The organism is Nocardia amamiensis, assembly GCF_015477605.1.
In the GTDB taxonomy this organism is placed as follows: domain Bacteria; phylum Actinomycetota; class Actinomycetes; order Mycobacteriales; family Mycobacteriaceae; genus Nocardia; species Nocardia amamiensis_A.
On sequence record NZ_JADLQX010000030.1, the window covers coordinates 1 to 17,745 of the forward strand.

Here is a 17,745-nt window from a genome sequence, read left to right on the forward strand (position 1 = left end):
CCCTCCGGACTTCGATCGGCTCGCGTACGGCCGTTGTGGCCGCCAGTGCTCCTCGAAAGGAAATGGGAGCGTCCATACGTCCGACTCCCAGTCCTCATCTGCCGTCATAGTCACGCAGTCTGCACCCTGACCCCTCCGTGATTAAGTACGACACGCCGACTTAGCCTAATCAGGTAATTCAGGGTCGGCATGGCTACACCCACAGCAAGTGCGGACATATAGAGAAATACGCATATGCGTATTATTGAATACTCCGGCCTATTGATCCATATGGATACTTTGCAGTTGGGATTCTCGACATGTCTGGGGAGTGCCACACCAGGACGTAAGTGCAGCGATAGCCTCAGCGCATGACAGATAGTCGGCGTGATGGCAATGATGGTCCAGCGGGTCGGCACCGGCGCCCTGATGACGCTGACGACACCACAGTTGCGGCGGTCGGGAAACTATCGGAAGCACTGGAAACGACTGAGCGGGCCCGCGGGCATTTGTACGCGTTCCACCAGCTAACCGGTGGTGCCGATCTTGCCCTTGATCGAGCGGTGGAACTCTTCCGCGAAGCGGGGCACTTGGAGCTCGCCGAGCGGATATCCACCGAGCTGATCGGGCGCAACGTCCTTCCGGGGCGATGGACATTCCAGGTTGTCGAGGAGTACGACGACGGCTACTACGACCTGTTCCGCCGCATCGAGCGCGCCGCCCGCGACGAGCTGCTCGCCGGACGTCGCCATATCTACGAAGCCGAGATGAAGGAAGCCCGCCGGACGCATGGCCGCGCAGGCCATGAAGCAACACCGAAATGAGTGTGGCGGCTGCGACCGCGGTGAACTGGGTCAGCCAGTAGCCTGACGCGGTGCCGATGCTGTCCGTGATCACCGCAGTGCATGGTGGTCGAGCAGATCTTCTTGTTCATGCTGGTGACAGTCTGGCGAAGCAGGAACTTCCTCCCGAGTGGGAACTGGAGTGGATTGTTCAGGAGGATGGCCCAACACCGCACCTTGCTGACGTGGTGAGCCGGTACCACTTCGCTCGGTATGCGCCGAATGGGGAACAACTGGGCATTGCGGCGACCCGCAACCTCGCACTGACTCGCGTTTCCGGAGAGCTGCTGCACTCGCTCGACTCGGACGACCTTCTACTCCCTGATGCGCTGCATGTCGCGATCGACGCCTTCGCTGCGCACCCTGACGTGCACTGGGTATCGGCCCAAGCAGACGACCTGCTTCCGAACGGAACTCGGCTGCCGTTCGCGCCACTGATCGGGCCCGGCCGGATCGAGATCGGTGTGGTCGAACAGTTCATCCGAGAACACGACATGGTGCCGATCGCGTGCCCAGGACTGACTATGCGTACCGCCACCGTGCGAGCACTCGGTGGTTGGGCAGCCAACCCGAGATGGGAAGACAGTATGTTGTTCGCCGCCTTGGCGGCTCTTACTCCAGGCTGGGTTGCGCCCGTGACCTGGCTGTATCGCCAGCACGGTGCACAGACGACTCGACAGGACGACTGGCCGCGCCTGCAAACGGAGCTGTGGGCAGCAGTCCATCAGCGGATCTCGGCGATCCGCGAGGCCGGCCTTTCGCTTGGATAGGCTGGCCGCTATGACCGCTGGTCCCGCAGTCCCGCTTTCCAGATGGCACGTCGGCCGCTGGACGATGCCCGCGGCCCAACGCGGGCAACCTGGCCAGGTGGGACGGGTTCTGACACGCGACGAAATGCTGCTCGATGTTATTCATATCGTGCGCAAGCGCCGATGGGGCGGGCAGGCAGAAACGCCAGCGGAAACCCGCGCATTGATGCGTGCCGAAGTCGTGTACATGCCGGAGAGCCTCCCGGTGGGCACTTGTACCGTGCCTGAGCCCGAACTCGTTGAGGTGCTGGAGACTGTGGCTCAACGTGCTCTGGACTGGCTGAATGATAGTTCGCCAGCCGGCTATCGCTTCACCATGGATGACGGTCTGCGCCTGGATCCAGTGATGGACCTGGACAGTGAACATGTCGCCCCAGAGGCAGTCATCGCGGCGGCGCGCTCACGAGGGCTCGAAATCCCGCCCGAGATCGAGCGACTAGCCGCCGCGCATGTGGTTGGGCCACCCCACGGCGAGAATTGGCGGGCGGTCTACAACGTGGCGTCCGTAGCAGCTGGACCGTTTGAAACGGAAGCGGCGGTCACTGCCGCCGTGCGCGCTGGCCGGAATCGGCTGAGTGAGCACCTGCGGTCCAGCGGCGCCCCCGACTTGGCCGATACCTTCACTCGCTGGATCGAGATTCCTGTTGACCGCTGATGCTGTCAGCATGCCGCGACTCTTGCGCTTCGCTGATCTTTCTGACGCGGAGCTCGCGGAGTTGTACGCCTACCCGGTTGACAGGCGGGTGTGGGTGCGGGCGAACTTCGTAGCGAGTATCGATGGTGCTGTCACCGTGGACGGCCGCGTTGGCGGCCTCACCACCCGTGATGACCAGCACATTCTGACCTTGCTGCGCAATCTTGCCGATGTGGTTCTTGTTGGCGCGGGCACTGTTCGGGTCGAAGGGTATACCGGCCTGCGGGTGAACTCCGAAATCCGAGAATGGCGACTCAGGCTTGGCCTGGCGCCAGTGCCGCCGTTGGCTGTCGTCTCGGGCCGGGCCAAACTCGACCCGCATTCGCCGTTGTTCACCGACACAGTCGTTCCGCCAGTAATCCTCACTTCAGCGGATGCACCAGTTGAGGCCAAGCAAGCGTTGAGGGATGCGGGCGGTGATGTGATCGAGCTGGACGCTGGCGCCCCAGACGCATCCGCACTCCTTGCAGCACTGGTTCAGCGCGGTTTGACGCGAATTCTGTGTGAAGGCGGCCCGACCTTGCTCGGTCAGCTGATCAGCGCCGGCGAGTTGGACGAGTTGTGTTTAACGACATCGCCAGTTCTGGTAGGCGGTTCATCGGATCGCATTGCGGTATCGGCGAGGGTAACCGACACCGCAATGCATTGCTCCCACGTCCTTTTCGCTGAGGATGGCAGCCAATTCGCCCGCTGGATCCGATGTTGAACTAGGCCGCGCGGTTGAGTGCCGCAGCGAGCGTCATCATGGCTTCGACCCGTTCCACAAGGAGATTTCGTCTCTGCTGCTTGTCCGCTGGATCCCGAACAACACGAGTGATCTGCCCAGGATGCTGTCGGTAATGCAGCCCAACCGATCTGATGAACCACCCATCGGTCAACGTGCTGATGGCAAGCAACATCCCGGTGTCCTCGCTCACTGGCAACGCCATCCAACCGCCCACCGCGACGAGCAGCTCGCGGCGAATGCATAGCGTCGTCGGGTGTACGTCGAGGAGCCAGTCATGGCTGCGCCAGTACCGATAGACGTGCCCACGCTGGAGACGGCCTTCCGGCGGGTCGCCTTCGAAGGCGACCAACTCGCCGTTGTCGAATAGATCCAAGGCTCGACAAGCCGTCCATCCCACATCGGGATTCTCGGAAAGGACGTCGATGCTATCCGCCAACGCTGTCGGTGTCAGAACGTCATCAGCGTCCAGATTGCGGATCAGCACACCCGATGCCCGCTCGAGAGCAAGATTCCGTGCTGTTCCCGGCCCGCCATGGGGTCCGGCAGCAGCGTGCACTCGTGCATCAGCGAGGGCACGCGCGGGCAGCGGCAAGTCGCCTTCGCCGTCGAGTTGTACCAACCACTCCCACTCCCATCCGCGCGGCAGCTGCTGAGCGCAAAGCGAGTCGTACGCCGCTGCGAGGTAGTCCGCCCGCGGTTGGTACGCGGGTGTGATCACCGAGATAAGCATGAGTCTCCAGTCAGTTCAGATCGAATTCGGCGCGATAGACGATCTGGTCGGCGACGACGATCGTTGTCGAGGTCTCAGCGGCTACCAAGTCTGTGTCGTACACGGTGCGGTTCCGGACCATGACCGGCAGCGCTGTTGGCATCGCCAGATCACGAGCCTCTTCTTCTGTCGGCAATCGTGACTCGATGGTCAGCACAACGTGCTTCAGTTGCACGCCGGCCTCGGTCAGCCAAGTGTTGGTGCTCTTTCCCGGCACTTCGTCGTCCGGGCTACGCAGGCCCGCCCGATTGGCGACGGACTCGGGCATCCAGCTCCGCATGATCTGGTGCGGGGTGCCCTGGATCAGATATCGGAACGTCCGGACAAGCACCGGTTCGTTTCCCAGCATTTCGGCGACATCCGTGGGAGCTTGCCTGGTGTAGGTGATTTGGACGTCGACGTCGTCGGCGCCGGTGCTGGCTTCGAAGGTGCGGTCTGCGCCGTCGCCTGCGAAGTGTGCGTCTATGGCACGAACCAATCGGGGCCGGGCTCGGACCCGGACTCCACGGCGTGGTGCCAACGGGTCTGTGATCAGGATTCCCTCACCGATCAAGTGCATGATCGCACGGTTCACCGTCGCATGACTGTTCGCGGCGTAATGGCTCGCGAGTTCTCGCATCGACGGCAGCGTCTCCCCAGGCGGCCATTCACCGGTGTCCACGCGCCGCCGCAGGTCAGCGGCAATTTCGCGCCACCTCGGGTTCGGAGTAGGCACCCGACTTCCCTCCTTTTTTGTTCTGTCCAAATCCTTGACTTGGCTGATGTTTGGACGTAACAATACATCCATGCTTTGTTCTGTCCAAACATTCGGGGAGGTGGTCCCGTGAAGTCCACTCTTGTCTTGATAGCGGCCCTGACCAGTATTTTCGCGCTGGCCAGTGCCCCGAGCTTGGTATTCGGGTGGCTGCTGCCCGCGGCGTTCTGTGTGGTCATGTGGCGCGTGCTGGTGCACCGTAACGGACCGTTGCGGCGGCGAAGGTTCCAGCGATGATCGGCCCGGTCGTGAAGACGGACGCCGCTGTGGCCCGTGCGGGCGCGAGCATGTTCGGAGCGTTGCCGTTGCAGGTGCGTGTCGTACTGCTGGCGTTGGGTGTGCTGGTCGCGATGGCTGGCTGCTCGGCGGCGTGGATCGATCAGCAGTCCTATGTGCCGTCGCCGAATATCTGCCGCGCGGATGAGGTCACTCGTACCGACTGCGTGCACGTGAATCGTGTTCCGGTTCAGCCGGTTCCGACTCCGGCGGGGTGGCAGCGGTGAGCCGCCGCGAGCTCGAACCGCGCGTGGATCGCGGTGTGCTGATCTTCGACACGGTTACGCGGGAACGGATCGGGAGCGCCCCCCACACCGGTCGGGATTTGTGGTCGATGCCGGTCGATGCCGTGCGGTCGATCCTGGCAGCGATGGTGGCCGGTCGATGACGACGATCGAGCCGCAGGACAGCATCCCGGTTTACGACTGGCGTTGCGCGCCTTCGCATCTCCGTACGCGTCGGCAGCTGGCTGCTCAGGGTCTGCGCCCGAATGGGCAGGACATCGCGGGCAAGGTGCAGCGTCCGCGCCGGTCGCGGGAGCCGTTGACCGCCTACCTCTACGACATCAACCTCGCCGCGGCGAAGCGGGAAGCGACGCCCGCCCAGCTTGAGGCGCTGGCGAAGGCCACGAGGGAGCGGCAGCTGCGCGCCGCGGAGCGGCACGGCATTGCTCGCGGCGAGTTCGAGCAGATCAATGACCCCGGCCCGGCGTGGGCCGATTCGACAACAACCCCGACTGCGCGGGCCCCGATTGCGGGTCATGCGTTCGCGGGGCTGGTCAACGGCCGTGGCCGTGACCGTGATGGATGGGAGCGATAGATGACGGCATATCGGATCGGTCCGGTGCCGATGACCGTGTTGACGATTCTGGCGTTCATGTACGGGGCGCCACTGGATGTGGTCGCCCAGATGCTGGGTGTACAGATGTCGAGCGCGTACCGGCACGTGGCGAAGTGGCGGGAAACCAGGCTGGTTTCGGCGTTGAAGCTGCGGCCGGTGCCGGGACCGACGTGGGTATTCCCGACCCGGTCGGCGACGGAGGGCCTGACGGGTCTGAGCACGCAGTTCTGGACGCCGACACCGAAGATGGCCGCGCATGTGCGCACCGTGCTGGAGCTGCGGTTGGCGCTGGTCGGGCTGGATCTCGAGCGGTGGATCTCCGAGCGGGAGCTGCGCGCCCAGGTCGGGCCGGTGCGGGCTGGTGAGCCGCGCCCGCACATCCACGATGGCCGCTACTACGACGAGCAGGGCCGGTTGTGGGCGGTCGAGGTCGAGCTGACCGCGAAGAACGCCGCCGCCGCCCGGATCGCGGTCGCCAAAGCCAAGCAGGCAGCGGCGAAAGCCGACTGCGACAAGCTCATCTACTACTGCCGCAACGGCGAGATCCGCACCGTGATCGCTGATGCCGCCCGCGCCGCAGCGGGTGTGGAAGGCCCGTCGATCCGCGTGGCCACCCTCGCCGAGGCATTCGGCACCACCAGCACGGTTCCGGGTTCTCGGCCCGGTCTGTCGCTGATCTCCGGCGGTGCCTCTGATCGCATCCACCAGGCCGCGCCCGGTGGCCGTGACACCGGAGAGGCGGTGTCGTGATGAGCACCGAATTCCCCATCCACCGCGACACGGACGCGGTGTGCCAGAAGGTGATCGATTTCCGTCCCGAGTGCGCCAAGACCTACCCGTCGCAGGTGCCCGCCGCCCCGGAGCTGTCCCAGGTTCCGGGTACCGGCGAGGCCCCGCACATCGAGATCGAGCCGAAGGCCCCGCCGATCTTCGGCGACAACGCCCCTGACGGTGACCTGTTCGGCATCACCCTGCCGGAGATCACCTTCGACGGCTTCCTCGACGCGTTGATGATCGCGGGCACCTGCGCGGTGTTCGGGCTGGTGTCGGCGGGCGCGATCTTCCTGGTCGCCAACCTGTTGGCGTGGTCCCCGGCCCGGCTGCGGAACTGGACGATCGGCGCGACCGTCGCGATGCCCGGCTCGGCGATCGTGTTCGGCGGTATGGATTGGTCGGCGCCGCTGACCCAGTTCACCGCGGGCGCGGCGGAGCTGGTGTCGGGCAACCCCGCCCACGGGTTGGCGGCGATGACGGTGCTGCTCATCCCGGCGGTGTGGCTGACGGCGATGATCGCGTTCACCAACCGGCGGGTGCGGATCGCGACCCACGGTTTGCAGTCCCCGGCCGACACCGAGCGGGCGTTGTCGCTGCGCACCCAGCGTGAGCAGCGTGCCGCGGCGCGGATGTCGCGGTATCGGCTGCCGTTCTCCACCGGCGGTTTGAACCCGCAGCCGGTTCTCGGCCGCCTGGCCGTGGAATCGACCCAGGCCCCAGCCAAGTCGCGGACGCGGACGCTGCTGGCGCGCACCGAGACCCGGCTGATCGTGCCGTGGATCAAGTTCAACGAGCACGGCACCGTCGTCGCGTCCTCGGGTAAGGGCAAGTCGACGCTGATGAACCGGATGTTGGTGTCGTGGTTCGTGACCGGCTGGCTTCGGCATCAGCAGTGGTGGCGTCCACGTCGGCCCGGCCGGCCGTTGGTGCTGGTGATCGACTGCAACGGCGGCCCGGAGTCGGTGAAGTCCGCGCGGACGATGGCGCGCTGGTTCGCGGCGCTGGGTGTCCCTGCCGACCGGATCGGTGTTGTGGGTGTCGAGGACACCGACCCGCTGCACACGCAGCTGAACGTGTGGGGCATCGCGGATCTCGATGACCTGCGGTCGGTGTTGTCGGCGATGATCTCCGGCGGCTCGACACCGACGACCGACACCGAACGCTACTTCCACAACCTGCGCGAGACCCTGATCCACCTGATCGTGGACGCCCCGGAGAAGGTTGTCGACGGCAAACCGGTCGGGCACAACCCGCCCCGGGATTGGGTCGAGTTCCTGTCCCGGTTCGATCCGGTCAAGCTGGCCAAGCTGTGGGGCGGGGTGTGGGACGACACCGTGCCGTGGGCTGGTGTGCCGGGTGTGGACCGCGAGATCGCCTCCACGATGGCCGGGAAACAGCCGGTGATGGATTCCGCGCGCAGCGAGTTCGGCATCCTCTACCGGCTGCTGGGTGACTCGTTCGAGGGCGACAAGCAGGTCACCGACTTCGATTTCCTCTACATCATCCTCGAAGGCGTCAAAGCCGCCGACCGGGCTCGCGCCCAGTTCGCGGCGCTGGGCTGCATGCTCGAGCAGCTCGCCGACAAAGACCACGGCCGCCAGGCCCTGCTGGCCGTCGACGAGTTCTCCGCCGTCTCCGATGGCAAGACCCGCGCCAAGGCGTGGGTGGAGCGGCTGCGCAAGGCCGGGATCGGCTCGTGGTGGTTCGCCCAGTCCTGGAACGGTCTCGGTCACGACGACGACGCCCGCGAGGCCCTGGTCACCGCCGCCTCCGGTGGTTCGCTGCTCGGCGGGCAGGAGAAGGGCGACAAGCTCGCTGAGATCTACGGCACCCGCCGCGATTTCGACTTCTCCCGCAAGCTCATCGGCGGCTCCGAGGCAGGCGACGAGGGCAACGTGCAGGCCAACGACAAGCTGCTGGTGCACCCGAACCGGCTGCGCGCCATGGCCAAAGGCGACGTCGTGCACGTCTCCGGCGGCGTCGCCCGCTTCGGCCGCGTCACCCCGCTCGATGAGCGGCAGCTGTCCTCGCTGCGCCCGCTGCCCGGCCTGTCCGAGATGCAGACCGTCACCCCCGATCCCGTCTCGTTGGCGCCGGTCATCGACCTGACCAAACACCGCCACGCCTGAACCCGCACACACGAAACCCGAAGGAGCACAACCATGTCCGACCCGAACCACGACACCGCCGAGGAATTCCGGCTTGACCCGAGCCTGCTCGCCGAACGCGCCGCCGTGCTGGCCGCCGCAGCTGGAGGAGCCAGCTTCGGCCGATGGTCCGGCCCCGATGCCCGGCTGCTGGGCGCGCTGATCAACCGCCGTCCCGCCTGAACCCGAGAGAGAGACCACGCATGTCTGTTCCGAACATCAACCCCGAGGACCACGGAGAGGAAATCTCCGGGCTGTCCGACGAGCAGCGGCAGGCCGAGATGGACCTGCTGGCTCCGCACGCCGCCGAACTGGCCAACCGCACCACCCAGAAGCTGGTCGAGCAGATCCAGCAGCACAAGCCCGTCGTCCCCGATGGTGGCCAGATCGGCCGCACGCTGGCCCCGCGCATCGACCGCGCCACCCGGATCCGGGACGGGCTGCGGCTGTGGGCACCGGCTTTGGGCACCACGACCGGGTTCGTGGTCGCCGTGTCCACCCTGCCGATGACCGGCCCGCTTGCCGTCTACGGCGCCGGGTTGACCGGGTTCTCGGTGTGGATGTGCGCCGGCCGCCCCGGCCCCGTCGAGTCGGTGCGCCTGAGCGGCTACGTCCTCGCCGATTCGGCCAGCTGGATCAAACGCCACACCACCCGCCGCCGCAGCGACGCGGCGGAGTCCGCATAACCCACACCGAAGGAGAACCGAACACATGGAATTCGACCGATTGTTGCCTTTCGCGACAACCGCCGAGGTGACTACCGCTCGCGGCTACCTGCGGGCCTGCGTGGAGCAGAACCCGCACTGGGAGCCGGAGGACTCCGAGGAAATCGAGGCCCTGACCCACGAGCAGGTCATTGCCCGCACGCTGCGGATCTGGCCGCACGGCTGGGAGGCCTTCCGCAGCTACTACGCCGACGACATCCGCGCCGCCGGAGAAGCCGAAAGCGCGGCGTGGTTCGCCGAAGCCACCCAGGCCGCGCGCGGGCACCTGTTCGCCTCTCGTCTGCCCAAGGCCGCGCTGCGGTGGGGCCGTTGCTCGCTGACCGCAACCGAAGCGGTGACCACGCTCGGCGCCGATCTCGCCGAGATCCGCCGCGACGCCGCCGAGTGGCACTGGATCGCCGAGATTCTCGGCGTCCCGGTCCCGGTCGCGATGGCGTGGGCGGTCGAGGGCCGTGCCCGTCAGCTCGCCGCCGTCATCGTCCGCCCGTTCCGCGCCGGACAGGCGTCGAAGTAACCCCGAAGGAGAACAAACCCAATGACCACCAGCACTTTTCAGAGGACGCCGGAGCTTCCGGCGTGGCTGTGGACGCTGCCGCCGGAGATCTTGCTGGCCGTGCTCGACGCCGACGGCGCCCAGTTCGGGCCGCTGCCGTCGATGCAGGACTACTACTGGGTGCAGCTGCGGGAGCTGGCGCTGCGCCTGGTCGTGGAGGCCCCGACCGGACCCGCCACCGGCACCGCCGATTTCCTGTCCCGGTTCGACTCCCACACCCTCGCGAAGCTGTGGGGCGGTGACTTCGACTCCGCCGTATGGACGGGTGTGCCGGGCGTGGACCAGCAGATCTACGCGCTGATCAGCGGCAAGCAGCCGATGCTGCCGCTGCTGCTGGCCGAATTCACCAACCGGTTCCGGCACTGGAGCGCCTTCCCCGAGCAGCTGCGCGCCGCGGTGCTCACCGCCGAGCCCGACTTCCCGATCGACACCCTCACCACCGAGAAGGAGAACTGATATGTCCGACTACAGCGTTGAAGACGAGATCTTCGCGCAGGCACGGCAGTTCAGTGCCGCGATGCGCGCGGCGATGCAGCGGCACGCCCAGGCCGCGAACTGGCTGGAGCGCCGCCGTGCCCGTAAGGAGATCTCGCGTCTGGTCCGCCAGGAGCGCCGGGAGCAGCAGCAGTCCCGCACCAACCACCTGGCCTGGACCAACCAGGCCGTCGACCGCTACCGCGTGCACGCCGAAACGGTCGCACAGCGTGCCAACGACCCGCGCGTGGATCACGACCGCCGCGCCCGCGACGCCCGCTCGCTGGCTGAGCATCGCGACCGGCTGGCCGCGCAGTTCGTCGGTGACGGGCATTTGACCCGCACCGAGCAGGGCATCGCGCTGGACGGTCTGGACGCGGCGACGGTGTTCCCGGAGTACAAGACCGGCAACCTGTTCTCCCGCGCGCACAAGGTCAAGGGCTTGGAGGCGCTGCACTACCGGGCGCGTGTTGCTCGCGAGACGGTCAGTGCCCGGCAGCGCGCCGACCAGGAACGGCAGGACTGGCAGAAGGGCTTGGATACCGCGCGCCGCGCCAATCTCGAGGAGGCGCTGCTGGCCCGCATCGACGCCGCCCAGGACCACCGCCACCGCTACACCGCGGAGATGACGTGGACCGACCCGGACGGCGGGAATCTCACCGAATCCCGTCCGTTCGCCACCGAGTACGCCGCGACCAGCTGGTTGCAGCGCAACATCAACGGCACGGCCTGGGCGGACGGCACCCGCCTCCGTGTCGAGACCCGCGATAACGACACCGCCGCGACGCAATACACCAACTGGGGCCGCCCCGAGACCGTCGCCGAGCAGCTCGCCGACCGGGAGGCCGTGTTGCGGGAGCGGACGCTGAGCGGGCAGGTGCACCGCGAATCGTTCAAGCTGCAGGCCGCCCGCGAGACCGAGCGGGAGCAGAAGCAGGAGCGTTTCAGCAGCACGGTCACCTACCTGCCCGAGCACGCCAACCAGGTGGTGCACGAGCGCGGCACTCATGCCAGCGAGGTGGAGTCCGCGCGCTGGACCGCGCAGCAGCTGACCGGGATTCGGCCGGCGCCCGGCACCACCGTGCACGTCGCCGCCTACGATCGCGCCGACGAATGGCGTCCGGAGCGGGTGTTCCGCGCCGAGGGCGGCCGGTCCATGGTCGCCGACGAGGTCACCCAATGGCGTGAAGGCATCGAACGAGCCTCGAACAAGCAGGAGCGCGACGAGCAGTTGCCCGCGTCGGCTCAGCAGATCGCGGCCGAGCGTGACCAGCTCGCCGAGGACCTCGCACAGCGCGGTCGCGAGATCGAGCAGCTGTCCGGCGATCTGGTTGACGCCGCCTCCCGCAACAACGAGCTGAGCAATCGGCATCGGTTGTCGATCGAGCACAACAACGACCTGACCGAGCAGAACGCGCGGTTGACGCGACAGCTGGCCGCGCTGACCGCCGAACGCGACACGCTGCGCGGCGAACGCGACGAGGCGGTGGCGAAGCTCGCCGAGCGCACCCCGGCGCATGAGCGCTACGGCAGCCCGGAACGCCAAGCCGAGCAGGCCGGGGCCGAGGCCGCCACCAACGGACACACCAACGGCCGCGAGCCGATCAAGGGCCACGCCTTCGCGGGCCTGGTCAACAACCGCAACCGGGACCGGGAAATGGAGATGGAGCTGTGAGCACCAACGAGCTGGACGACCTGTACATCACCCGCTACGCCGGGCGGGTCGAGAACGAGGAGGAGGTGCTGATGCGGGCGGACTTCGACCGGGCGAAGGACCTGAGCGAGACCGCGTTCCACGCCGAGTCCGACCAGGACGTCGACCGGATCTTCGACCAGGTCGACGAGATAACCGCCCGTTGGACCGGCCGCGGCGACGAACTCGGCGACGCCTACCGGTACCTGGAGGATGCGCACAGCGACTGGAAGTCCTCGCCGGACACTATGCGCCGGTTGTGCGAGCAGATCGCCGCGGACCGCGCTCAGGGTTTCCTCGCGATCAGCGAGATCGACTGGCGCAGCCAGCAGCACGCCCGCGAACTGACCGGCAACGGCCGCTGGATCGTGCAGCCGCGCACCATCGAGCAGGCCCGCCAGCAGCTCGCCGCCGCCGAACGCCGCGACTCCTGGTCGGATCCGGCCGAGGCCAACCCGAACGCGGCACCGGTCCCGGTGTCCGGCTCGTTCGCCGCCGCCCGCACCGCGGAGCTGGCCCAGCAGCGGCACTCGATTCCGGGCCACGCGTTCGCGGGCCTGGTCAACGGCCGTGACCGGGGACAGGAGATGGAGCGATGAGCACCGCGGTCCGGACCGTGGCCGAGCTGATGATCGATCTCGCCCGATCAGACGGTCTGGATGACGCGGTCACGGCCTACTACGCCAACCGCGTCCAGGACCCGCAGGAGGCGTTGTGGCGCACCGATTACGCCCTCGCCTACATCCGGTGGGATAAGGCCGAAGACGCCCCGTGGCGTGATCACCCGCGCGCGATCGAGCTGCAGGCGCAAGCCCGCGCGATCGAACAGCGATGGGCCGCTGACCCGATCGTCGGGCCCCGGTGGGCGGAGCTGGACCAGCTGCGCAGCGAGGGCGACTACGCGGTGCCGATCGGCGACGAAGAGCCGACCATGCAGGTCGAGGCACCGCCCGGCATGGACCCGATCACGTGGCGCAGTCATTTGCAGGCCAACGATATGACCGGCCACGGCCGGTGGCCCGCCTCCCACACCGCTGAGGTGGTCCAGGAGCGGCAGGCCCTGATTCCGGGGCACGCGTTCGCGGGCCTGGTCAACGGCCGGAACCGGGGACAGGAGATGGAGCGGTGACCACGATCCATGAGACCGATGCTCCCGCAGGCGGGTTCGAGCCGTTGCGCCCGTACGGCCCGACCGTCGCCGGCGAGTCCTACGCCGAGCTTCAGGCCCGGCTGATCGCGGCCAACGAACGCGCCGCGGTGCTGGAGGAACAGCTCGCCGCGGTGACCACAGCGCGGGATGCCGCCGAGCATCGCGTCGCCGATCTGGAGGACCGTAACCGGGAGCTTGCCAGCGATCTGGACAACGCGCTGGATCTCGCGAGTGAGAACGCGCTGCACGCCGATCGTGAGCGCCTGGTCCCGCAGCCGATCTACGGGCACGCCTTCGCGGGCCTTGTCAGCAACCGCAATCGAGAAGGGATCGAACGATGAGCGCCACCCTGTCGCCCCCCGACGCCACCGCGTCGCCGTCTGGCGTCGCCGCGTCGCACACCGCTGGCGATGTGTCGCCGCAGCCGTCGCCGCCGTCGTGGAACGCCGCTGAGGCTGTCGCCTTGCTGTCGCTCGCGGCAGTGAGCATCGCGGCCTTCTTCTGGTCTGCGATCGCGCTGCACGGCGTGGCGGTCATGTCCGGCATCGACTCCCGATTGGCGTGGGGTGCCCCGGTGATCGTGGACGGCCCGATCGTCCAGGCCGCGTTCTCGCTGGTGGCGTTGAACCGGCGCGAGAAGATCGGCGTGGTGATCCCGGCCGCGACTCGACGGTTCTTCTGGGCCGAACTCGCCGCCGCTGAGCTGGTGTCTTTGATCGGAAACGGCGTCCACGCCTGGAAGGCCGACGGTCTGCTGCTGCCCGCTCCCGCTGCCGCAGCGGTGGCAGGTGCCGCCCCGATCGCCGCGCTGGCGGTCACGCACGCGCTCACCGCGCTGATGGAGGTCCCCCGCGCCCCGGAACCGAAGGCGACAGCACCCGTCGCACCGGCGACAACTGGCGACACCTTCGGCGACACCGCCCCGAACTGGGGCGACACCGGGGCGACACCCGCCGAAGTGGAGGCGACACCGGTCGAAGTCGATGCGACAGCCGAACGCGACGCGGAGATTCTGCGGCTGCATCAGGCCGGCCTTTCCTACCGCGAGATCGCCCCGATCGTCGGTCTGCACCACGGTTCGGTCGGCAAGATCCTCGCCCGCCTCAAGACCGAGGGCGACACCCACCGCGAGCAGCTGGCGTTGCCCGCACCCTCGAACGTCCGGCTGATCGCCGGATAACCCCACCACCCATCACCGATAACCAAGGAGTAACCGCTATGACATCGTGGATCATGACCGAGGAGCCGAAGGTCATCCGCAGCGCGTTCGGCAAGGCCGACGAGCCCGGCACGACCGTGGCCGGTCTGGTCGTCTCGCAAGAGCTGGCCGTGCAGAAGGACCCGAAGACTGGCAAGCCGAAGCTGCGTCAGGGCAACCCGATCCGGCAGCTGGAGGTCGTCATCCTGACCGGCTGGCAGACCGATCCGGACGACGACGGCGCCCGCAAGCTGTTCGTGCGCGGCAACCTGCAGAAGGCTCTGCGGGCGGCGATCCTCGCCGCGGGTGATGACGACCTGCGCAACGGTGCCCGCGTGACGATCCAGTACACCGGCACCGGGCAGGCGTTCAACGCCGACTACGCGCCGCCGAAGCTGTACAAGGCCAAGTACGAGCCGCCCACCGACGCGTCCCTGGCCGAGGTCGCCGCGTACCTGGGCCAGGACGACGACGAGTAGCCGCCTGAACCGTATCTGACCAGCAAGAAGGCCCCTGCCGAGTCCCAGTCGGCAGGGGCCTTCGCGTGCCTGAAGCGGGATCACGTCCAGGCCCGTCTTATTCTTCGCCTCCCGCCCGCCGACCGGAACGCCGGGCGGGGTTTTGTCCCTGGTGCGGGGGCGCGTGCGCCTCCGCCGGGGCAGGCCACCGGCCTGCCCCGATAACGCCTGCTCTTCCCGCGCAGAGGCTCACGGGTCAAGGGTGGCCGCAGGCCATCGGCGTAGCCGACGCCGCAGGCGCCCTTGAGGCGTGAGTGGCGCGGGAACACAATGCAGGCGACCCCGCACCAGGGACACGCGGCCGAAGGCCGCGCACGGCGCACCGCGCCGCCATTCCAGGCGATTGCCGACCGGTAACAGAGATCTGCACGGGAGACTCCGAAGCGGATCTCGAAATCCTTCCATCCCTCCAGCCCAGCACCAGAGACTGGGGCTGGATTCCCGTGCTCTGATTGCGGGTCCGGCAGTTGATCTTGCGATCTGCCTGAGTGCGAAAACCCGGCGAGAACCGGGTAAAACGCCTGCGAAAAGGGGAGACAACTTGTCGCAACTTTTCGCAGGTGCACCTCACCCCCGCCTACCTCCCTGACCTGCGGAGACGACGCTGCGCGTCGTTGAATCCCTCCACCCACCCAGTTCCACATCTCATACCCACTTCGTGCGCACGAGATGTGGAACTGGGTGGGTGGAGGGATTCAAGATCAAATCAGGTCAGGGAGGTAGGCGGGGGTGAGGTGAAAAGAAGAGATGGTTGCGTTGGAGTGGGTATCGGTAGGTTTGCGAGTGGGTTGCGTTGGGAGACGATTCCAGCTGGTCGACTCGTCTGCGTCGGCTGCGGTCTACTGAACCGCGGCTCGGGATCGGCGCCGGAAATGCCTGGCGCGCTTTGTCATCGAGGTGGTGCGCGAGCGCTTGGGCGCCCGCGTCCGCGAGCTGAAGCTCGCGCTGTCCGGCGCGCGGGGTGTGCTGGGTGCTCCTCCGGTATGGCCTTATCCGGGGCTATCACGACGACAACGACCATCAAGGGCGCTTCGCGTCGCCTGCGGCGATGGCCTGGCGGCCGCACCCTTGACGCCCGCCGCCGTCGTGATCGAGTCGCCCCAGGCCATACCGGAGGAGCACCCAGCACGAGCCCGAAGCGCGCGCTATGAACCGAGGAAAGCTGCGCAGCCACAGGGCTGCGAGGCGGGGCTCTGCCCCAGCACCCCGCCCTCGCCGGGAGGCAGGGCCACCCAGAGGGGCACGGGTGCGCCCGCGGAAGTCGGCTGGTCTACCGCGGCTCGAATGCAGGCGGGCCAGTGCCGAGCCGCTGAGTTGGCCTGTCCGGCAGCAACTTTGCAGCATCGGAAACAGCTATCGATCGGCAGTCGTGCAGGTGCGGGGTTGATCGGCGGGGAATCCGGTCTACCGCCCGCGGGCGAAAACGGGCAAAAACGGCCGTTTTCGTGGACACGTCTTGTCGGCAGATCGGAGATGTGTATGGGCGGTTATGTGTCGCCCATACATTGCCCATACACGCGTATGTAGCGTGTACACCTCGGTATGGGCGTGCTGAGCCGCTACGGTCCAGACCCATGCGCATCTATGCAGTCGCGAACCAAAAGGGTGGTGTCGGCAAAACGGTCGACACGATCAACCTGGCCGCCGGATTGGCCGAACACGGTCGCCGCGTGCTGGCCATCGACTGGGATCCGCAAGGGCATCTCACCGAAGCGGTCGGCGCGCAGCCGGCGGGCGGGGCCTCGCTGGCTCGGGCGCTGCTGGGGCAGTGGAGCGGCGAGCTTGCCGAGCTGGTGCAGCAGGTCGCCGGCGGTTTGTTCGTGATCCCGACCAGCGATGACATGTTCTTGTTGGAACCGCAGATGTACGGCCGCTCAGGCCGGGAGTATCTGCTGAGCCGGTTCCTCGATGCCCTGGTCGGGATCTTCGATGACGTGGTGATCGATTGCCCGCCGTCGCTGGGTGCGCTCAACGACAACGCGCTGGTCGCCACCCGCCGCCGTCCCGACAACGACCAGGTGCAGGGAACGATCGTGATCCCGGTGCAGGCGGAGGACTCGAGCATCCGGGCGTTGCGGTTGTTCCTGCGGCAGATCACGACCTTGCAGGAGGCGCTGGGCATCCAGCTCGACGTCGCGGGCTTGATCGTGAACCTCTACGACGGACGCAAGGGGCGCATCGCGACGTCGACGCTCGAGGCGTTCCAGGCGCACCCGTTGGGTGTGCTGGCGGTGTTCAAGGACCTCAAGGAGGTCCGCGAGGCGTGGCGGTTGCGGACCACGGTGATCGCACACGCGCCGGAGAGCGAGACCGCCAACGGGTTCCGTGCGCTGGTCGGCCGTCTCGATCCGGAGCTTGCTTCGGTGGTGACGTCGTGACCGGCCGCGGTCGCGGGCAGCTGCCGGGCCCGGATCTGTCCGGCACTGATCCGAACGAGGTCCTGCGGTCGCGGATCGACCTGAATGTTCCGGTGAACCCGCCGCCGTCCACACCTGCCCATACACAGGTAAGGGCGGGTGGAGAGCGTGTACGGACGGGTAAGGGCGGTACCCGTCCTGATCCGGAGGGGATGCGCCGCGCCTCGTTCTACATCACCCGGGAGGCGGCAGACGCCCTCGAGCGTGCCGCCGACAAGATCGTGCAGCTGCTCGGCGACGGCACACCGCGGCACGTCGCCTTGTCGGCGCTGCTGCTGGCAGGCGCCGAACAGGTCGACGCCGTCGCGCAGGAGCTGGCCCGCCAGCGCGCCGCCGAGCTCGCCGCACGACTGGCCGCGTTGCCGCCCATACCCGAGTAACACGCGCCCGTACACAGGTACGGGCG

Annotated in this window: 23 protein-coding genes; 21 read left to right on the forward strand and 2 right to left on the reverse strand. The window is 67.2% G+C overall.

All coding sequences use genetic code 11. The features are described from left to right. The first annotated feature begins 350 nt into the window (after window positions 1–350). From IU459_RS29405 to IU459_RS29420, 4 genes are all read left to right on the forward strand, one after another. Window positions 351–803: a hypothetical protein gene (locus tag IU459_RS29405; RefSeq protein ID WP_195132847.1), complete on the forward strand. Its 453-nt coding sequence runs from the start codon at window positions 351–353 to the stop codon at window positions 801–803. Between the two features lie 56 nt (window positions 804–859). Next, on the forward strand, window positions 860–1,591 hold the full coding sequence (locus tag IU459_RS29410; RefSeq protein ID WP_228838712.1) for a glycosyltransferase family 2 protein: 732 nt from the start codon (window positions 860–862) through the stop codon (window positions 1,589–1,591). Window positions 1,592–1,688: 97 nt separating this feature from the next. Then, window positions 1,689–2,285: a hypothetical protein gene (locus IU459_RS29415; protein ID WP_195132849.1), complete on the forward strand. Its 597-nt coding sequence runs from the start codon at window positions 1,689–1,691 to the stop codon at window positions 2,283–2,285. Between the two features lie 10 nt (window positions 2,286–2,295). Next, window positions 2,296–3,030, forward strand: coding sequence for a pyrimidine reductase family protein (locus IU459_RS29420; RefSeq protein WP_195132850.1), 735 nt, complete (start codon window positions 2,296–2,298; stop codon window positions 3,028–3,030). Between the two features lies 1 nt (window position 3,031). Here the strand turns inward: IU459_RS29420 and IU459_RS29425 are convergent, their stop codons facing one another. Next, a complete protein-coding gene (locus IU459_RS29425; RefSeq protein ID WP_324199077.1) occupies window positions 3,032–3,769 on the reverse strand; it encodes a glycosyltransferase family 2 protein in 738 nt (245 codons plus the stop codon). A 22-nt stretch (window positions 3,770–3,791) separates the two neighbouring features. Continuing rightward, window positions 3,792–4,607: a GntR family transcriptional regulator gene (locus IU459_RS29430; RefSeq protein WP_195132852.1), complete on the reverse strand. Its 816-nt coding sequence runs from the start codon at window positions 4,605–4,607 to the stop codon at window positions 3,792–3,794. Between the two features lie 36 nt (window positions 4,608–4,643). On the opposite strand from IU459_RS29430, the gene IU459_RS29435 reads away from it, so the two are divergent. From IU459_RS29435 to IU459_RS29515, 17 genes are all read left to right on the forward strand, one after another. Further along, complete coding sequence (locus tag IU459_RS29435) at window positions 4,644–4,811, forward strand: hypothetical protein (protein WP_195132853.1); 168 nt, start codon at window positions 4,644–4,646, stop codon at window positions 4,809–4,811. After that, the gene (locus IU459_RS29440; protein ID WP_195132854.1) at window positions 4,808–5,077 is read left to right on the forward strand and encodes a hypothetical protein; all 270 of its coding nucleotides are present in this window, start codon (window positions 4,808–4,810) and stop codon (window positions 5,075–5,077) included. The genes IU459_RS29435 and IU459_RS29440 overlap by 4 nt, the downstream gene beginning before the upstream one ends. Window positions 5,078–5,234: 157 nt before the next feature. Further along, on the forward strand, window positions 5,235–5,669 hold the full coding sequence (locus IU459_RS29445; RefSeq protein WP_195132855.1) for an RRQRL motif-containing zinc-binding protein: 435 nt from the start codon (window positions 5,235–5,237) through the stop codon (window positions 5,667–5,669). Further along, window positions 5,670–6,440, forward strand: a complete 771-nt coding sequence (locus IU459_RS29450; RefSeq protein WP_195132856.1) for a hypothetical protein — start codon at window positions 5,670–5,672, stop codon at window positions 6,438–6,440. It begins immediately after the preceding gene. Then, the gene (locus IU459_RS29455; protein WP_195132857.1) at window positions 6,440–8,593 is read left to right on the forward strand and encodes a hypothetical protein; all 2,154 of its coding nucleotides are present in this window, start codon (window positions 6,440–6,442) and stop codon (window positions 8,591–8,593) included. The genes IU459_RS29450 and IU459_RS29455 overlap by 1 nt, the downstream gene beginning before the upstream one ends. A 33-nt stretch (window positions 8,594–8,626) precedes the next feature. Next, window positions 8,627–8,794, forward strand: coding sequence for a hypothetical protein (locus IU459_RS29460; RefSeq protein WP_195132858.1), 168 nt, complete (start codon window positions 8,627–8,629; stop codon window positions 8,792–8,794). Between the two features lie 20 nt (window positions 8,795–8,814). Then, the gene (locus IU459_RS29465) at window positions 8,815–9,297 is read left to right on the forward strand and encodes a hypothetical protein (protein ID WP_195132859.1); all 483 of its coding nucleotides are present in this window, start codon (window positions 8,815–8,817) and stop codon (window positions 9,295–9,297) included. Between the two features lie 25 nt (window positions 9,298–9,322). Then, window positions 9,323–9,850, forward strand: coding sequence for a hypothetical protein (locus IU459_RS29470; RefSeq protein WP_195132860.1), 528 nt, complete (start codon window positions 9,323–9,325; stop codon window positions 9,848–9,850). A 21-nt stretch (window positions 9,851–9,871) separates the two neighbouring features. Then, window positions 9,872–10,345 carry a hypothetical protein gene (locus tag IU459_RS29475; RefSeq protein WP_195132861.1) on the forward strand — a complete coding sequence of 158 codons (474 nt, stop codon included), beginning with the start codon at window positions 9,872–9,874 and terminating at the stop codon, window positions 10,343–10,345. A gap of 1 nt (window position 10,346) precedes the next feature. After that, window positions 10,347–12,038, forward strand: coding sequence for a hypothetical protein (locus IU459_RS29480; RefSeq protein WP_195132862.1), 1,692 nt, complete (start codon window positions 10,347–10,349; stop codon window positions 12,036–12,038). Next, a complete protein-coding gene (locus tag IU459_RS29485; protein WP_195132863.1) occupies window positions 12,035–12,655 on the forward strand; it encodes a hypothetical protein in 621 nt (206 codons plus the stop codon). The genes IU459_RS29480 and IU459_RS29485 overlap by 4 nt, the downstream gene beginning before the upstream one ends. Then, window positions 12,652–13,185, forward strand: a complete 534-nt coding sequence (locus IU459_RS29490) for a hypothetical protein (protein ID WP_195132864.1) — start codon at window positions 12,652–12,654, stop codon at window positions 13,183–13,185. The genes IU459_RS29485 and IU459_RS29490 overlap by 4 nt, the downstream gene beginning before the upstream one ends. Then, the gene (locus IU459_RS29495; protein ID WP_195132865.1) at window positions 13,182–13,547 is read left to right on the forward strand and encodes a hypothetical protein; all 366 of its coding nucleotides are present in this window, start codon (window positions 13,182–13,184) and stop codon (window positions 13,545–13,547) included. The genes IU459_RS29490 and IU459_RS29495 overlap by 4 nt, the downstream gene beginning before the upstream one ends. After that, complete coding sequence (locus tag IU459_RS29500) at window positions 13,544–14,386, forward strand: DUF2637 domain-containing protein (RefSeq protein WP_195132866.1); 843 nt, start codon at window positions 13,544–13,546, stop codon at window positions 14,384–14,386. Before IU459_RS29495 ends, IU459_RS29500 begins: the two co-directional genes overlap by 4 nt. A 38-nt stretch (window positions 14,387–14,424) precedes the next feature. After that, window positions 14,425–14,883, forward strand: a complete 459-nt coding sequence (locus IU459_RS29505) for a hypothetical protein (RefSeq protein ID WP_195132867.1) — start codon at window positions 14,425–14,427, stop codon at window positions 14,881–14,883. Between the two features lie 1,613 nt (window positions 14,884–16,496). Beyond that, complete coding sequence (locus IU459_RS29510) at window positions 16,497–17,300, forward strand: ParA family protein (RefSeq protein ID WP_195132868.1); 804 nt, start codon at window positions 16,497–16,499, stop codon at window positions 17,298–17,300. After that, entirely contained in the window at window positions 17,297–17,719 is a 423-nt protein-coding gene (locus IU459_RS29515) for a hypothetical protein (protein WP_195132869.1), read from the forward strand. Before IU459_RS29510 ends, IU459_RS29515 begins: the two co-directional genes overlap by 4 nt. Window positions 17,720–17,745: the final 26 nt, after the last annotated feature.

Excerpts from the sequence above, each read along its gene's own strand:
- IU459_RS29475 (WP_195132861.1), top strand. The coding sequence starts at position 9,872 with ATGACCACCAGCACTTTTCAGAGGACGCCGGAGCTTCCGGCGTGGCTG.
- IU459_RS29470 (WP_195132860.1), top strand. The coding sequence starts at position 9,323 with ATGGAATTCGACCGATTGTTGCCTTTCGCGACAACCGCCGAGGTGACT.
- IU459_RS29405 (WP_195132847.1), top strand. The coding sequence starts at position 351 with ATGACAGATAGTCGGCGTGATGGCAATGATGGTCCAGCGGGTCGGCAC.
- IU459_RS29445 (WP_195132855.1), top strand. The coding sequence starts at position 5,235 with ATGACGACGATCGAGCCGCAGGACAGCATCCCGGTTTACGACTGGCGT.
- IU459_RS29465 (WP_195132859.1), top strand. The coding sequence starts at position 8,815 with ATGTCTGTTCCGAACATCAACCCCGAGGACCACGGAGAGGAAATCTCC.
- IU459_RS29440 (WP_195132854.1), top strand. The coding sequence starts at position 4,808 with ATGATCGGCCCGGTCGTGAAGACGGACGCCGCTGTGGCCCGTGCGGGC.
- IU459_RS29455 (WP_195132857.1), top strand. The coding sequence starts at position 6,440 with ATGAGCACCGAATTCCCCATCCACCGCGACACGGACGCGGTGTGCCAG.
- IU459_RS29450 (WP_195132856.1), top strand. The coding sequence starts at position 5,670 with ATGACGGCATATCGGATCGGTCCGGTGCCGATGACCGTGTTGACGATT.
- IU459_RS29505 (WP_195132867.1), top strand. The coding sequence starts at position 14,425 with ATGACATCGTGGATCATGACCGAGGAGCCGAAGGTCATCCGCAGCGCG.
- IU459_RS29430 (WP_195132852.1), bottom strand. The coding sequence starts at position 4,607 with ATGGATGTATTGTTACGTCCAAACATCAGCCAAGTCAAGGATTTGGAC.
- IU459_RS29410 (WP_228838712.1), top strand. The coding sequence starts at position 860 with ATGCTGTCCGTGATCACCGCAGTGCATGGTGGTCGAGCAGATCTTCTT.
- IU459_RS29490 (WP_195132864.1), top strand. The coding sequence starts at position 12,652 with ATGAGCACCGCGGTCCGGACCGTGGCCGAGCTGATGATCGATCTCGCC.
- IU459_RS29460 (WP_195132858.1), top strand. The coding sequence starts at position 8,627 with ATGTCCGACCCGAACCACGACACCGCCGAGGAATTCCGGCTTGACCCG.
- IU459_RS29420 (WP_195132850.1), top strand. The coding sequence starts at position 2,296 with ATGCCGCGACTCTTGCGCTTCGCTGATCTTTCTGACGCGGAGCTCGCG.
- IU459_RS29480 (WP_195132862.1), top strand. The coding sequence starts at position 10,347 with ATGTCCGACTACAGCGTTGAAGACGAGATCTTCGCGCAGGCACGGCAG.
- IU459_RS29500 (WP_195132866.1), top strand. The coding sequence starts at position 13,544 with ATGAGCGCCACCCTGTCGCCCCCCGACGCCACCGCGTCGCCGTCTGGC.
- IU459_RS29510 (WP_195132868.1), top strand. The coding sequence starts at position 16,497 with ATGCGCATCTATGCAGTCGCGAACCAAAAGGGTGGTGTCGGCAAAACG.